Source organism: Acutalibacter intestini, assembly GCF_034334985.1.
In the GTDB taxonomy this organism is placed as follows: Bacteria; Bacillota; Clostridia; order Oscillospirales; family Acutalibacteraceae; genus Acutalibacter; species Acutalibacter intestini.
The window spans coordinates 70,505-83,898 of sequence record NZ_JAWXXL010000015.1; the positions used below are offsets into that span (position 1 = coordinate 70,505).

The following is a 13,394-nucleotide window of genomic DNA, read 5'->3' on the forward strand; positions in this document are numbered from 1 at the left end:
AGGACGCTATGCCCAACGACTACGGCCTGTTTTTCACCCGGGACAACACGGTGCTCCGGCTGCCGGTGAACCCGGAGAAATTCCCCATCGAGCGGGAAAACGCCAACACGGAGTATAACGTTTTGGGCTTGGGGCCCATCACGATTCCCCGCACCCCCAAGCAGAAGCAGGTGAAGATATCCAGCTTCTTCCCCGGCCGGGCGGCTCCCTACGTGCTCACCGGCGGGGACTTTAAGGAGCCGGAGTTCTACATCGACTTCTTCGAGGCCGCTATGGGGGACAAGGTCCCCATCCTGTTCACCCCGGTCCGCTGCTACGAGGACGGGGAGAAGTTCATGACCGCCGACCCGGGGTTCCGGGTGCTGGTGACCAGCTTTAAGACCGAGGAGAAGGCCAGCGAGACCGGGGACTTCTACTACGACCTGACCCTGCAGGAGTACAGGGACTACTCCCCCATGTCCGTGCGGGTGGAGAAGCCCAAGACCCCCCAGCAGGAGCCCAAAGCCAAGCCGGAGCCCACCCGGGAGATCCCTCCCGCCCAGCTGTACGTGGGGGCGGTTGTAATCGCCAACGGGCCCTATTACTATTCCAGCTACGGGGACGAGCCCCACGGCACGGCCAGCGGCAGGCGCTGCAAGGTCTCCCATATGGTGGCCTCAGACCCCACCAGGGCCTACCCCATCCACTTGGCGGACGAAAATGGGGGCTGGCTGGGCTGGACCAAGAGAGAATCCCTGCAAGTGGTAAAATGAGGAGGCTCTATGAAAGTAGAACTGCTAATCGCCAACAACGCCACCGGGGCGGTGGTGGACGCCGCCCCCTGTGTGCAGTCGGCCACCTACACCACCAACCGCACCGGCAGCCCCGGGACCTTGGAGTTTACCCTAAATAAGGCGGGGAATATCTCCTTTGTGGAGGGGGACACCGTGCGCTTTACGGTGGACGGGACCCTGGTCTTTTACGGCTGGGTGTTCACCAAGTCCAAGGACCGCTGGGGGGTGGTGAGCGTCACCTGCTACGACCGGCTGCGGTATCTAAAGGCCAGCGCTTCCTACGCCTTTTACGGGCGGACCGCCGGGGAGATCATCCGGGAGATCGCCGGGGACTTTCAGCTGGACCTGGGGGAAATCGCGGACACCGGCTACCGGCTGCCCTCTCTTATAGAGGAGGAGCAGACCTGTCTGGACATTATCGACGGGGCCATTCAGCAGACTTTACTGAACACCGGCGCTGTCTACGTGTTTTTCGACAACGGCCGGGGGCTCTCCCTAAAAAAGGCGGGGGACATGAAAGCGGAGGTGATGGTGGGGGACCGCTCCCTGCTGACCAACTACACCTACAAGACGGACATTGACAGCCAGACCTACAACAGCGTCAAGCTGGCGCGGCCCAACGAGAAAACTGGCCGGGCAGACGTGTTCATCGCCCAGGATTCGGCTCATATCGGGCGCTGGGGGCTTTTGCAGCTATACCAGTCCATTGATGGAGACCTAAACGACGCCCAAGCAAAAGCCCAGGCGGCGGCCACCCTGGGGTACTACAACCAGCGGATGCGCACCCTCTCGGTAAGCTCCTTGGGGGTGCTGGGGCTTCGGGCGGGAATGATGCTGTACATGCGGGTAAAGGGTCTGGGGGATATCAACCTGGACCAGTATGTGCTGCTGGAGAAGGTGACTCACACCTTTAAGAACGACGAACACACCATGGATTTTGACACCCTGGCCCTATAGGAGGCGGCAATGGAGCTGATAGACGTTTTACATCAGGTAGCCCAGCAGAGCCAGCAGGCCAGCGCCCCCACGGACCTGACCACCGGCACGGTGGTAGGGACGGACCCGCTGGAAATCTCCATCAACCCTCAAATGCGGCCCATCCGGCGGCAGCTGTTGTATCTGACCAGCGCCGTGATCGAGAAGAAACTGCCTCTCTTGGAACACACCCACCCGGCCCCCGGCGGAACCACCGGCCCCGCCCAGGACCATAGCCACACTCTGGAGGACGGCGGCTCCACCAAGCCGGCCGGGGGGCACAGCCATTCCGTCTCAGGGGGAGAGACGGGTCCCGCGCTGAGGGGATGGGCCTGTGTGGAGGACGGAAAGGAGCTTCCCATCGAGGACGGCTACCTTATCCTAAACCGTGGGCTGCGAGAAGGAGACAAGGTGCTTTTGCTGCGGGTACGGCACGGACAGCGGTTTGTGGTGCTGTCCAGAATTTATGAGGAATAGGCGGGTGATTGTATGGCGGTAACGCCGGAAACAAGCTTCGACCTGGCAGGGCTGGGGTGGGAGGAGCAGCCCTCCCTCACCTTTTGGCGCAACCCGAACACCAGGCGTATAGAGGGCACGGCGGACGGACGAAAGGCCGTGGCCCAGGCCGTAGAAGCGGCGCTCTCTATCGAGCGGTTCCGCTGGCCCATTACGGGCCCCTACTACGGCATGGAGTGGAGCGGTCTCATAGGCCAGGACCCGGGCTATGTGGCGGCGGAGCTGCTGCGGCGGGTGCGGGAGGCCCTCTCGGCAGACAGCCGGGTCAAGGCGGTGGACCAGTTCACCTGCACTGCCAGCGGCGAGAGCCTAACGGCCTCTCTGCGGGTGCGCACGGTGTTCGGAGACCTGTACCGGCGGGAGGAGGTGCGCTTAGCATGATGGACTTTACCGGCAACAGCTACCAGAATCTGCTGCGCTCTATGCTGGACCGGGTGCCGGATACCTACGACAAACGAGACGGCAGCTTCTTCCAGATAGCCCTGGGGGCGGCCGCCTACGCCTTGGAGGAGTTCTACATCGGGCTCTCCCAGGTGCAGGAGATGGCCTTTATCCAGACGGCGGTGGGCCAGGCCCTGGACTACCTGGCGGTGATCGGGGGCGTCCGCCGCAAGCGGGCCACCCCGGCGGTGCGGCTGGGGGAGTTCGACGCGCCGGTCCCCTTGGGGGCGCGGTTTTCCACTATAGGGGATGGTCTGAACTTCACCGTCACCGCCGCTGGCGGCCAGCCCGGAGAGTACCAGCTCACCGCCGAGACCCCCGGATCGGTGGGGAACCAGTACAGCGGCGCGGTTTTGCCCATCACCTTTATTGAGGGCTTGAGTTCCGCCCGGCTTACGGACATTCTGGTACCCGGGGACGACGCGGAAACGGATGAGGAGCTGCGCCAGCGGCTGATCGCCGCCATGACGGACCGGCCCTTTGGGGGGAATATCGCGGCGTACCGGGAGAGTATTCTGGCAGTGGACGGGGTGGGGCAGGTGCAGGTTTATCCTACCTGGAACGGCGGGGGGACCGTGAAGTGTTCCATCCTGGGAGCGGACCTGCTGCCCGCCTCCGCCACCCTGGTGGAGAATGTGCAGGCCATGATCGACCCGCCTCTGGGCAGCGGCCAGGGCCTGGGAATGGCTCCCATTGGGGCGAAGGTGACCATCACCTCCCCCCAGACCGTGACAGTGAACATGCGGGCGGGAGTCACCCTGCGCCCCGGCATGACCCTGGGGCAGGTCCGGCCCCTGGTCCAGGCGGCGGTGGAGGGTTACCTGACCGATATCCGCAAAAACTGGGGCAAGCCCGTGGCGGGCACATCCCAGGAGTACGCCTGTACCGTATACGCCTCCCGGGTGCTGGCGGCCATTCTCAGCTGCCAGGGCCTGGTGAACGCCTCTGGGGTGCTGCTCAACGAGAACCCGGCGGATATCCTCCTGGAGGAGAGCGGCCAGCTCCAGCAGATCCCCGTGGCCGGGGAGGTGACGCTGTATGAGGTTTGATACGGATCTGCTGGCCCTGCTCCCGGACTGGTACAAGGAGATTCTGGACTACCAGGAGCTCTGCCTGACCGAGGAGGAGCGCTTTGAGGCCTTAGCCCGGGAGATCAACGGGGTAGCGGACAACTTTTTCTTTCAGACCATGGACCAGGCCACGGCGGCCCAGTGGGAGGCGCTTTTCGGCATCATCCCGGACCCCGGGGCGGAGTCCCTGGAGTTTCGCCGCAGCCGGCTGATCAACCGGGTCTCCAGCAAGCCCCCCTACACCCTGGGCTTTCTCTATGAAAAGCTGGACGAGCTTATCGGTCCGGGCAAGTGGACGGCCCACATGGACTATCCCCACTACACCCTGACCATCGAGGCCTCCTCCCAGGACCAGGCCTACGCCGGGGAGGTGGCCTTTACCATTGGCCGCATAAAGCCTGCCCATGTGGCCTACATCAACTCCCCGTTTTTGCACACCGGCCTGCAAATGGGAGAGACCGTAGCTCTGGGTCAAGCCCAGTACCATTACCGGCTGGGGTTCTGGGCCCTGGGGGCCAAGCCCTTTGCGGAGGAAACAGAAAAGGAAGTGGTGAAGATGGCGGCCTCGCCCTCGATTCAAGAAAAATTCCTGGCGGCCACGGCCCGGCTGGCGGCGGAAAGCATCGCGGCGGCCCGGGTTAACGGCAGCTATGTGGTGGAGGGCCTGGTGAAATCCTACAGCGGGAACACCGCCACGGTTCGCTATCCCCTGCCGGAGGAGGCCGGTCCGGCGGCGGTGAAACTGGAGCTGCTGGACAGCGCCGGGGAGGTGCTGACTAGCTCGGCGGTGTACATCCCTATCACGGGGAACGTGCAGATTAAGCACAGCATCCCCATCACGGAGGCGGTTTAAATGGCGGAAAAATTCACGCCCCTACCGGCGGACCTCCCCACCGACTGGCAGGACGGGCAGACCGTGGCCCCCACCGGCCGGGAGGTGGGGCTTACCGAGCAGCACGGCTACAACTACTTAATGGAGCAGGTCAACAGGGCCCAGCGAGCTCTCAATGCCGCTATGGCCGCCCTGGAGGCCCACTTTTCCGGGGAGAATCCCCACAGGCTGACAGCGGCGGACGTGGGAGCCAGGCCCGATAACTGGACCCCTACGGCGGCGGACGTGGGAGCGATGCCCGCCGGGGAGGCGGCTGCAGCGGCAGAGAAGCTCAGCACCCCCCGGAGCATCCAAACGGACCTGGCCAGCGCCAACGGGGCCAGCTTTGACGGCACGGAGGATATCACCCCGGGGGTGACGGGTGTCCTGCCCATCGCCAACGGGGGAACCGGCGCGGCCACCGCCGCCCAGGCCCTGCAGAAGCTGGGAATCACCTTCGGCACGGCGGACCTGACGGCGGGGACCTCGCCCCTGGCCACGGGGGCGCTGTATTTTGTGTATAAGTAGGGGGGCGGGGGTATAAGCACGCGGTATGTTTGGGAGAAGTTCGGCACGGCAAAAAGCTATCAGGAGACGCAAAAAACCGTGACCAGCGTGGAGGGCAGCCGCGCCGACGGGGATACCTACTGGGCCGCGGTGGGCAACGAGTACAGCTTTGACAAAAACCGGGGCGTTTTCAAATTGGAGGGGGAGCTTCGTTGGCTAAACTATGTCTATGACAAGACGGCCGGCGCCTATCAGAATCTGTATCTTTTGATCAGGAACTCCGCCTCCCAAACCGCCACGCCTGAGTCGGGGACTATTTTAGAGTACACAGGCTGGGACAACGACGATTTGTGGTATCTAAAGCCCCGCACGGCCACCCAGGGCCGGGTGCCCTATACCATCACCGTGACTCCCTCCGGCACCTGGGACGGCTCGGCCAACCGCAGCTTTGTGGAGCACGGCTACCAGGCGGTCTATCTCTCCAACGGGGTAAGCCAGGGCAAGGCCTCCGCCGCCAGCGCGGGCTCTTACCCCCAGAACAGCGCCAACGCAGCGGGCACGGTCTGGTACGGCTACCTGGGCTCGGACAGCATCGACCCTCTGGGCCTGTCCTGCTCCGCCCAGGAACTTCGCCCCGGCGATACCCTTACCGTCTCGGTGGAAGCGGCCACCCCCGCCTTTGGGGGCGAGATATACTACCAATACTCCTACCGGGTGAACGGCGGCTCCTGGGTGAACCTGGGAGTCAAGACCACCAGTGCTTCCAAGATCCTGACGGTGCCAGCCAACGCGGAGAGCATCCAGGTCCGGGTGCTGACCTCTGATGGGTGGGGATTTACCTCGGCGGATTATGTGCAGGGCCCGGTCTTGAAGGTGGTGAAAATGGCGGCATACGCCGGGGTATCGGGCAAGGCCCGGGCCCTGGGAAAGCTGTATGTGGGCGTAAACGGCAAGGCACGGGAGATCACCGCGGCATACGTGGGCGTGGGCGGTAAGGCCCGAAAAATCCTTTAGGGGGCGAGGTTGTGTTTCTATTAAAAGTGCGTAAAAACCAGCTGCTCTTAATCGACCGGGAGCCAATTACCAGCGGGTCCCTCCATGTAAACCAGGTGTGTTTTCAGTTTTCCTCCCATTGGGACGGGCTGGAAAAAACCGCTATGTTCCGGGCGGGAGAGCGGGTGGTCTCCCTGCTGCTGGATGAGTCCGACAGCTGCTTCATCCCCTGGGAAGTCTTAGAAAACGCCGGGGGTTCCCTGGGTGTTGGGGTCTGCGGCAGGCTGGGGGAAGAGGTCGTTCTGCCCACCGTGTGGTGCAGCCTGGGGCCGGTCTGGGAGGGAGCCGCCCCGGGAGAAACTGCCCGGCCTCCCACCCCCGACCTGTGGCGGCAGGAGCTGGCCCGGCGGGCTAACCGTATGGCTTACACCCCGAAGGGGGAGCTGGGCCTGTACGCGGACCACACCCTGCTAGCCTCCGTCCCCCTCACCGGCGGCGGGGGCGGCCAGGGGCCGGACTACGTGTTCGGCCACGGGTTTTTGGTCAAAGGCGGCGTGGTTACTGTGCACACCGCCCAGGACTTCGCCGGGGACAATACCTTACCCATCACGGCGGCGGCGGTAGAGTCCACCCTGGGCAACATCGCCGCCTTACTGGAAACCATCTGACAGAGGAGGTCATCAGCATGAATATCGCGGAGCAGATCGCCCGCATTACCACCGACAAGAACACCATCCGGGCTAAGGCCACCGAGCTGGGTTTGGCCCAGAGCACCGCCAACTTAGACCAGCTGGCCGCCGCCATTGAAGGCATCGAGAACCAGGGGGCCGTGTCCGCCACGGTCCAGGAGGGGGACACCTACACCATCCCCAAGGGCTACCACAACGGCAGCGGCACGGTCTCCGGGGTGGCGGGAGGCGGCAACTACAGCCTGCAGTCTAAAAGCGTTACGCCTACCAAGCTTCAGCAGAACGTGACCCCGGATTCCGGCTACTACGGCCTTTCCGACGTGACGGTGGCCCCCATCCCGGAGGTGTACCAGAACGTCAGCGCCGTGACGGCGGGGCCGGGGGACGTGTTGACGGGCAAGGTGCTTGTGGATTCCACCGGCAAGGTGGCGGCGGGAACCATGCCGAACCACGGCGCCGCCGCCAAGACCCTGACGGCGGAGACCCCCAGCTTCGCCATTCCGGAGGGCTATCACAACGGCCAGGGGCTGGTGAAGCTCGTTCCCGAGAACAAGAGCGCGGTCCCGGCCAAAGCGGCCCAGGTGGTGCAGGCCACGGAGGGGAAGGTTCTTGGCACGGTGACAGTGGAGAGCATTCCCAAGGAGTACGCGGACACGGCGGACGCCACGGCCCTGGCGGGGCACATTCTGGCGGAAAGGACCGCCTACGCGGGCGGAGAGAAGCTCACCGGGACCATGCCCGACAACGGCGACGCCACCGCCAGCCTGGACGGCCTGACGGTGACCAGCGTGGTTATCCCAGCGGGGTACACCCGGGGCGGCACGGTGAGCCTGACGGATGATATCGCAAAAGCCCTGGCGGCGGTGTGAGGCAGCGGCATGAGCATCCAGTCGGAGATCGGGCGAATCACGGCGAACATTGCCAGGGCCTACGCGGCCTGCGGGGAGCTGGGGGCCCAGCTGCCGGAGCTGCGGGACTCGGCGCATTTGGAAGAGGCCATTCGGGCGATTAAGACGGGCGGGGAGTTTGCGGTGCCGCTGAGGGTGACAGCCGATGTTGGCGCAACCATTACCGCCACTCTCGGTGACGAGACGATAAGCGGCCTTGTTAGCGACACGGGGAACGTGGTTTTGACGCTTCCAAGTCCGGGAATTTGGACCATCAGTGGCACGCTGAATGGGGTGGAAAAGAGCTCTGAATTGGAGGTGATTACGGGGTATGAAAAGGCGTTTAGCCTCACTTCCCGAGTGCCCGAGGAATATGTTGAATTGGAATATGTGGAGCTGTCAAAAACCACAACCGGCATTACTGGCATCAGCGCAACAACAGGAGCCACACGAGTTGTAATGGAAATGATGCCCCTTGAAAAAGGGTCCCAAACCACATATATGATTTTTCAAGGTCATGTCAAAAACGCGACAGGTTATTCTTTTGAAGTGCAGTTGCGGCAGTTTTTCAATTCCAGCCAATTCAACACAATCGGGCTATGGTGGCGCTCGGGAAGGACAAGCGGAGACAGTGCTGCTTCCAACAAATTTGCATACACATTTGAGGCAAACAAGAAAGTTCAGATCGATTTTGCGCCGCAAAACGGAAAAATCATTGTGGGAGACACGGTGGTTGACACATCATCCTACAGCACGGGATATAGCCAAAACGTCATGTTATATATTGGCGAATATGTGAATCATTCATCGGGTTATTACACCTATCCCATGCGGCTATACTCCATGCAAATCTATGTGAAGGACGAATTGAAGGGTGATTTTATCCCGTGCAAACGGCTGGCAGATAACAAAATTGGGCTATTTAATACGGTGAATCACCAGTTTGTATCCGCGATTTATGGAACATATATCGCCGGGCCAGAAGTATAGCCACAAAAGAACAAATCCCTCCAATTTCTTGATTCAAAAGAATTGACAAATTTCCCCAGAATGGTATAATAAAAGCGCCCCCAGCCGGGGGCGGAGGACGTTGTCGCATAAAAGGCGGTTAGCTCATCCCCGATAGAGAGGGGGTGATACACTTTCCCGACTTTCACAAGGAGGGAGGTGGCGCTTTATGGGAAGAATACGCTGGACGCGAGTCCTGCGGTTCGTGCTGATACTGTTAGCGGTAGCAATACTGCTCTCGTACTTAGCACCTATGAAAGCGTGTTAGCCGCCCGGTTCACCCCCGGACGGCTAACTTTTTAGCTAGAAGGTAAGGGTTGACCGCCATGTGGCAGAGCCCTCTTTATGCTTATTATACCACAAGCTCCAGCGTTGTCAAGAGGCAAGGCTGGGGTTTTATTTTTTGCAAAGGCGGTGTTTTTATGAATGACGCGGTTCTTGTGGCGCTGATTGGCCTGTTGGGGTCCGGCGTCGGCTCTCTTTGCGGCGTGCTGGCCTCTTCCCGGCTGACGCAGTACCGCTTGGAGCAGCTGGAAAAGAAGGTCCAGGCCCACAATAACCTGATCGAACGCACCTATCAGCTGGAAGAACGCACAGAATTACAGGAGGAAAAAATCCGGGTTGCCAACCATCGCATCGACGATTTGGAGGATTTTCACAAGGGAGGAAAGTAGGATGAGCAACAGCAATCTCAGCTGTATGAGGCTGATTAGCCCCAATCGCAACAGTCCCAGGAACCACAAAATCGACACAATTACCATCCATTGTGTGGTCGGTCAGATGGGCGTGGAAGCACTTTGCAATGAGTTCAGCAGGGAGTCCAAGGGCGCAAGCTGCAACTACGGCATCGGCTTTGATGGGCGCATTTGCACCGTTGTTGACGAGGCTGACCGCTCCTGGTGCAGCTCCAGCTGGGAGAACGATAACCGTGCAATTACCATAGAGTGTGCCAGTGATGGGTTTTATCCTTACGCCATTAACGCCAACGTTTGGAAGTCTTTAATTGCGCTGTGTGCGGACATTTGCAGGCGCAATGGCATTCAAAAACTGGTGTGGTCCACGGACAAAATCACCCGCGTGAACCATCTGAACGGCTGCAATTTGACGGTGCATAGGGACTACGAAAACAAGTCCTGTCCCGGCGATTATATCTATAACCGGCTGGGGCAGATCGCCAAAGAGGTGAACCAGAAACTCAGCGGCGCTCCCGCAGGGCCCTTCAAGGCATATCAGGGGCAGGTCAATGCCGATGTTGGCCTCAACTGCCGCACGGCCCCGGTTAGCGGCTCGGTAATTAAGGCTTTTGAGGACGGCACGGTGCTGACTATCACCAAAGAAGATGGAAACTGGGGCTACTGCGGCGAGGGCTGGGTGTGCCTCGACTACATCAATAAAATTGCGTCGGCGAAAGACCCGGCGGCAAAGGAGGAAAGCATCATGACCGGCAAAGAATTTAAGAAGATGTACGATGAGATAAACCCCACCTACAACACCATCGAAGAAGTACCCTCCTACTGGCGTGAGGACATCCGCGAGTTGGTGGAAAAGGGTGTCATTAACGGTACGGGAGACGGCAAATTGAGCCTCACAAAAAGCGAATGTAAGGCCGCTGTGATGGTCAAGCGGGCTATGGGAAAACTGTGAAATGGCCGCGCATATGAGGGCAAAAGTTGTAAAAATAAAGTCCCGCCCGGACTTTTCTAAGCAGCTGATTTCCGATATTCGCTGGCTGCTTTGGGCCGTGACAATTGGCGGATTATTGCTGGCGGCCTACTGCATCCACAACGGCTATGTGGGCTCTTTACCGTGGCTTTCCGCTATGGTTGGCCTGCCGTGGACGGCCCACGGCGTGGTGTGCAGTTTCTATCTTAATATGGCGAAATCTGACCATAAAGAGGGCGGGATTACCTTTGAAAGCGCGAAATCAAACGGGTTTTTGGCCGATGAAAACGGCGGCCCGATGGGCTAAAACTTGACATGAAAAACATTAAAATAACTGTAAACGATGAAGAATTAATGAGGATAGCCTGCGAACTTGCGGAGGAAATGGGCATCCCTTTGTCGGATGAACCGGACTCTTTCTGCGGTAAACCAGTCTTTCCAGAACTCAAGGAGGAAGCATAATGAATGAATTTTTGACCACTTTATTGCAAGCCGTTCTGGTGGCCGCCGTGCCTGTTTTGGCGGCTTTTGTTGGCAAAGGCATCAAAGCTTTGAGCAATTATTTGGGCCAGAAGTCCGAAAACGAGACGGCGAAAAAGGTCCTGGAGGCCGTGGCTGATGCGGTGGCTAACGCCGTGACTTTCACCAGTCAAAAGTACGTGGACGAGCTGAAAAAGTCCGGGCAATTCACAAAAGAGAACCAGGAATGGGCTCTCAAAGTGGCCATTGCCCAGGCAAAGGTTCTGCTGACTCAGGAAGCTAAGGACTTTTTAGAGGCCGCTTATGGGCCATTAGACCGCTATTTGGAGGGTTTGATTGAGGCCGAAGTTCGCAACCAGAAGATGGGTGTGGGCACCTTGACACTGAGCGCATAATCAAACACAAAAGCCCCTGGCTTTCCCCAATTGGGAGGGCCGGGGGCTTTTTTTATTTAAGAGACATGATATTAGGCAATGACTCTTTTGCATGGAAAAATCCCGATGGCAAAAAACATATTTCTTCTAAATCCGGCTCAGACCACCCGGAACGATTTGAAATATCATACTAAGATTTCACACAACATTCTATTATGTTTGGTTTTGTGCCTCGCAACGCCGTGTTAATATTATACGAAAAAGGCCAAGATTTGTCAACAGAAAATTTTCCCCTAACGCTCTCTTTGATTTTGTGTTCCCGGATGGCAAGGAAATATAGGCAAAAAGAAAAGGCCCTGACGCTATGCGCCGGGGCCTCATCACGGTAAAAGTGTTCAATAAAGTGTTCAATCAATCCAAAGAACCGCATAAATACTGGGGTTTTGGCTGATTGAAAAGGGGGTTCGAATCCCGCCATCTCCACCAAACGCTAGGTATACGAACACCACGTCAAGGATTAGTTTGGCGGTGTATCGTAACGTGTTCGCCCTTATAGTCGAGATAGACGGCTATGAGGGCGAAACGCGTTTACAGACGAAACGCGCCACCTACAAGGACATCCAGGCATGGGTCAAGGAGCGGTATGGCATCCATGTCAGCAATCTTGCCATATCCCAGACCAAGGAACTCTGCGGCCTTGCCAAGACGAAGTATAAGGGGTATGGAGATGCCGAAGGGCAGCCTGCCCCAAAGCTGGCCCCAAAGAAAGAGGCGGCTATCCGCGAGGCGTTCATTTGGTTCGGGTTGATAGAAAAGGAATAGTGGAAAGAGGCCATCCTGGACTTGCTGCCGGGGTGGCTTTTTTGCATCTCCCGATGCCAAGGGTGGCGGGAAATGCCGCTGGCCCCGGCCAGCGAAAGGAGATGAGCAGCATGTTCTACCAGAAAGTCAACCGACGCAGCCGGGCAGCCATGACCGGATTCCTGACCCAGCATTACCGCTACAACACCATGAACTCCTGGAACCGCTCCACGTCCTATGCCAACGACGTCAAGGTGCCGAACCTGGATATCCCCAGCGAGCTGCAAGACCTGGCCTATGACGTGGCTAGCGGCGAGGTGGAGGCTCCCGATTGGGACATATTCTTTGCCCGTACTGTCTCGGACTTTTACCAGCGCACCGGCTACCATATCGGCTTCAACGGTCGCAGCAGCGGCTACCTGGTGCTGTACGAGGCGGAGGCAAACGAGGACGGCACTTACTCACTTTATCCCGGCCGCTCCATCGACATGTACGAGGACTTTGCCGGCTGGGATATGCAGGACCTGCGCGGCCGGGTGGAGCTGGTCCAGGATTTTGACAAGACCTGCGACCGGCTGCGGGAGGGCTTTGTCTTCATGCTGGAGCACTATGCCCCCGGCCAGTACACGGAAGTGAAGAAGATACCCCACCGCGTTATGGAGCCAGCGGGCAAGGGCCTGCTGGCCTGATGAAAGGAGGAAAATCTTTGCAACCTACCCCACAGATTATCGTCCGCAACTTCGAGCAGTGTGAGCGCATACTTTGTACTGAGACCGGAACCCTGGACAATTTAAACCTGTCCAACATTATCACGCGTCTTATCCAAGACGTGGGCCGCTTCTGTGAGCGCTTCGCCAGCGATTTCATTATCAGCTGGGATATGGTTCGCAAGCAGCTGGAACCCCGTCCTGTCACAGAGCCTTACTATACCGTGGAGATTTTCGGCATCCGCCGCGCTGGGGTGGACCACAATAACTTCTTCCTGTCCCACTTGAGAAACGACAGCCGGGGCAGATACTTCTGCTGTGAGAATGTCTACCGAAAGGTGCTGGCGCTGGGCATTGAAATCCTGCCCGCCGAGTCTCCAGAGAGGTGCCCCCGCGTGGCCTGCACGCTGAAAGACCTAACAGACGAGCTTTGGCGTGTTGAGCCCGGCGACCTGGAGGAAAATGCAGCCTGATACAGCCAAAGCCCTTGCAAATCCCTGAAAAAAAGAATATACTATTTGTAAAGACCTGCTAATAAAAGTCAAGAGCCAAATTGAAGGTAAGCGGGATTTTATAGTCGCCGCAAAAAGGGTACAGAAAACCAAGCCACCGCCATTGAAAAATTTTGGCGCTGGCCTGT

19 protein-coding genes are annotated in these 13,394 nt (G+C 58.8%); all 19 read left to right on the forward strand.

The window, feature by feature from the left end; all coding sequences use genetic code 11:
* The first annotated feature begins 8 nt into the window (after window positions 1-8).
* The 19 genes from U8U68_RS12180 (at window position 9) to U8U68_RS12270 (ending at window position 13,227) form a co-directional block, all read left to right on the forward strand.
* On the forward strand, window positions 9-752 hold the full coding sequence (locus U8U68_RS12180; RefSeq protein ID WP_322201148.1) for a hypothetical protein: 744 nt from the start codon (window positions 9-11) through the stop codon (window positions 750-752).
* 9 nt (window positions 753-761) lie between these two features.
* Entirely contained in the window at window positions 762-1,730 is a 969-nt protein-coding gene (locus U8U68_RS12185) for an XkdQ/YqbQ family protein (protein WP_322201150.1), read from the forward strand.
* Window positions 1,731-1,739: 9 nt separating this feature from the next.
* Window positions 1,740-2,225 carry a DUF2577 family protein gene (locus U8U68_RS12190; protein WP_322201152.1) on the forward strand — a complete coding sequence of 162 codons (486 nt, stop codon included), beginning with the start codon at window positions 1,740-1,742 and terminating at the stop codon, window positions 2,223-2,225.
* Between the two features lie 12 nt (window positions 2,226-2,237).
* Window positions 2,238-2,645 (forward strand): DUF2634 domain-containing protein, encoded by a 408-nt coding sequence (locus tag U8U68_RS12195; RefSeq protein ID WP_322201154.1) that lies wholly within the window; start codon window positions 2,238-2,240, stop codon window positions 2,643-2,645.
* Window positions 2,642-3,754: a baseplate J/gp47 family protein gene (locus U8U68_RS12200; protein WP_322201156.1), complete on the forward strand. Its 1,113-nt coding sequence runs from the start codon at window positions 2,642-2,644 to the stop codon at window positions 3,752-3,754. Before U8U68_RS12195 ends, U8U68_RS12200 begins: the two co-directional genes overlap by 4 nt.
* Complete coding sequence (locus U8U68_RS12205) at window positions 3,744-4,628, forward strand: putative phage tail protein (RefSeq protein WP_322201159.1); 885 nt, start codon at window positions 3,744-3,746, stop codon at window positions 4,626-4,628. The genes U8U68_RS12200 and U8U68_RS12205 overlap by 11 nt, the downstream gene beginning before the upstream one ends.
* Complete coding sequence (locus U8U68_RS12210; protein WP_322201161.1) at window positions 4,629-5,174, forward strand: hypothetical protein; 546 nt, start codon at window positions 4,629-4,631, stop codon at window positions 5,172-5,174.
* A gap of 78 nt (window positions 5,175-5,252) precedes the next feature.
* Complete coding sequence (locus tag U8U68_RS12215; RefSeq protein WP_322201163.1) at window positions 5,253-6,167, forward strand: hypothetical protein; 915 nt, start codon at window positions 5,253-5,255, stop codon at window positions 6,165-6,167.
* 11 nt (window positions 6,168-6,178) lie between these two features.
* Window positions 6,179-6,814, forward strand: a complete 636-nt coding sequence (locus tag U8U68_RS12220; RefSeq protein WP_322201165.1) for a hypothetical protein — start codon at window positions 6,179-6,181, stop codon at window positions 6,812-6,814.
* Between the two features lie 17 nt (window positions 6,815-6,831).
* Complete coding sequence (locus U8U68_RS12225) at window positions 6,832-7,704, forward strand: hypothetical protein (RefSeq protein WP_322201167.1); 873 nt, start codon at window positions 6,832-6,834, stop codon at window positions 7,702-7,704.
* 9 nt (window positions 7,705-7,713) lie between these two features.
* On the forward strand, window positions 7,714-8,712 hold the full coding sequence (locus tag U8U68_RS12230; RefSeq protein ID WP_322201169.1) for a hypothetical protein: 999 nt from the start codon (window positions 7,714-7,716) through the stop codon (window positions 8,710-8,712).
* 440 nt (window positions 8,713-9,152) lie between these two features.
* Window positions 9,153-9,404 (forward strand): hypothetical protein, encoded by a 252-nt coding sequence (locus tag U8U68_RS12235; protein ID WP_322201171.1) that lies wholly within the window; start codon window positions 9,153-9,155, stop codon window positions 9,402-9,404.
* Between the two features lies 1 nt (window position 9,405).
* Window positions 9,406-10,374, forward strand: a complete 969-nt coding sequence (locus U8U68_RS12240) for an N-acetylmuramoyl-L-alanine amidase (RefSeq protein ID WP_322201173.1) — start codon at window positions 9,406-9,408, stop codon at window positions 10,372-10,374.
* Between the two features lie 13 nt (window positions 10,375-10,387).
* A complete protein-coding gene (locus U8U68_RS12245) occupies window positions 10,388-10,699 on the forward strand; it encodes a hypothetical protein (RefSeq protein WP_322201175.1) in 312 nt (103 codons plus the stop codon).
* A gap of 8 nt (window positions 10,700-10,707) precedes the next feature.
* The gene (locus tag U8U68_RS12250; RefSeq protein WP_322201177.1) at window positions 10,708-10,854 is read left to right on the forward strand and encodes a hypothetical protein; all 147 of its coding nucleotides are present in this window, start codon (window positions 10,708-10,710) and stop codon (window positions 10,852-10,854) included.
* Window positions 10,854-11,267, forward strand: coding sequence for a hypothetical protein (locus tag U8U68_RS12255; protein ID WP_322201179.1), 414 nt, complete (start codon window positions 10,854-10,856; stop codon window positions 11,265-11,267). The genes U8U68_RS12250 and U8U68_RS12255 overlap by 1 nt, the downstream gene beginning before the upstream one ends.
* 507 nt (window positions 11,268-11,774) lie before the next feature.
* Window positions 11,775-12,068: a 23S rRNA methyltransferase gene (locus tag U8U68_RS12260; protein WP_322201181.1), complete on the forward strand. Its 294-nt coding sequence runs from the start codon at window positions 11,775-11,777 to the stop codon at window positions 12,066-12,068.
* Window positions 12,069-12,178: 110 nt separating this feature from the next.
* Window positions 12,179-12,736: a hypothetical protein gene (locus U8U68_RS12265; protein WP_322201183.1), complete on the forward strand. Its 558-nt coding sequence runs from the start codon at window positions 12,179-12,181 to the stop codon at window positions 12,734-12,736.
* 17 nt (window positions 12,737-12,753) lie between these two features.
* Window positions 12,754-13,227, forward strand: a complete 474-nt coding sequence (locus U8U68_RS12270) for a hypothetical protein (protein WP_322201185.1) — start codon at window positions 12,754-12,756, stop codon at window positions 13,225-13,227.
* The last annotated feature ends 167 nt before the right edge of the window (window positions 13,228-13,394 follow it).

Excerpts from the sequence above, each read along its gene's own strand:
- U8U68_RS12180 (WP_322201148.1), top strand. The coding sequence starts at position 9 with ATGCCCAACGACTACGGCCTGTTTTTCACCCGGGACAACACGGTGCTC.
- U8U68_RS12185 (WP_322201150.1), top strand. The coding sequence starts at position 762 with ATGAAAGTAGAACTGCTAATCGCCAACAACGCCACCGGGGCGGTGGTG.
- U8U68_RS12190 (WP_322201152.1), top strand. The coding sequence starts at position 1,740 with ATGGAGCTGATAGACGTTTTACATCAGGTAGCCCAGCAGAGCCAGCAG.
- U8U68_RS12195 (WP_322201154.1), top strand. The coding sequence starts at position 2,238 with ATGGCGGTAACGCCGGAAACAAGCTTCGACCTGGCAGGGCTGGGGTGG.
- U8U68_RS12200 (WP_322201156.1), top strand. The coding sequence starts at position 2,642 with ATGATGGACTTTACCGGCAACAGCTACCAGAATCTGCTGCGCTCTATG.
- U8U68_RS12205 (WP_322201159.1), top strand. The coding sequence starts at position 3,744 with ATGAGGTTTGATACGGATCTGCTGGCCCTGCTCCCGGACTGGTACAAG.
- U8U68_RS12210 (WP_322201161.1), top strand. The coding sequence starts at position 4,629 with ATGGCGGAAAAATTCACGCCCCTACCGGCGGACCTCCCCACCGACTGG.
- U8U68_RS12225 (WP_322201167.1), top strand. The coding sequence starts at position 6,832 with ATGAATATCGCGGAGCAGATCGCCCGCATTACCACCGACAAGAACACC.
- U8U68_RS12230 (WP_322201169.1), top strand. The coding sequence starts at position 7,714 with ATGAGCATCCAGTCGGAGATCGGGCGAATCACGGCGAACATTGCCAGG.
- U8U68_RS12235 (WP_322201171.1), top strand. The coding sequence starts at position 9,153 with ATGAATGACGCGGTTCTTGTGGCGCTGATTGGCCTGTTGGGGTCCGGC.
- U8U68_RS12240 (WP_322201173.1), top strand. The coding sequence starts at position 9,406 with ATGAGCAACAGCAATCTCAGCTGTATGAGGCTGATTAGCCCCAATCGC.
- U8U68_RS12245 (WP_322201175.1), top strand. The coding sequence starts at position 10,388 with ATGAGGGCAAAAGTTGTAAAAATAAAGTCCCGCCCGGACTTTTCTAAG.
- U8U68_RS12250 (WP_322201177.1), top strand. The coding sequence starts at position 10,708 with ATGAAAAACATTAAAATAACTGTAAACGATGAAGAATTAATGAGGATA.
- U8U68_RS12255 (WP_322201179.1), top strand. The coding sequence starts at position 10,854 with ATGAATGAATTTTTGACCACTTTATTGCAAGCCGTTCTGGTGGCCGCC.
- U8U68_RS12265 (WP_322201183.1), top strand. The coding sequence starts at position 12,179 with ATGTTCTACCAGAAAGTCAACCGACGCAGCCGGGCAGCCATGACCGGA.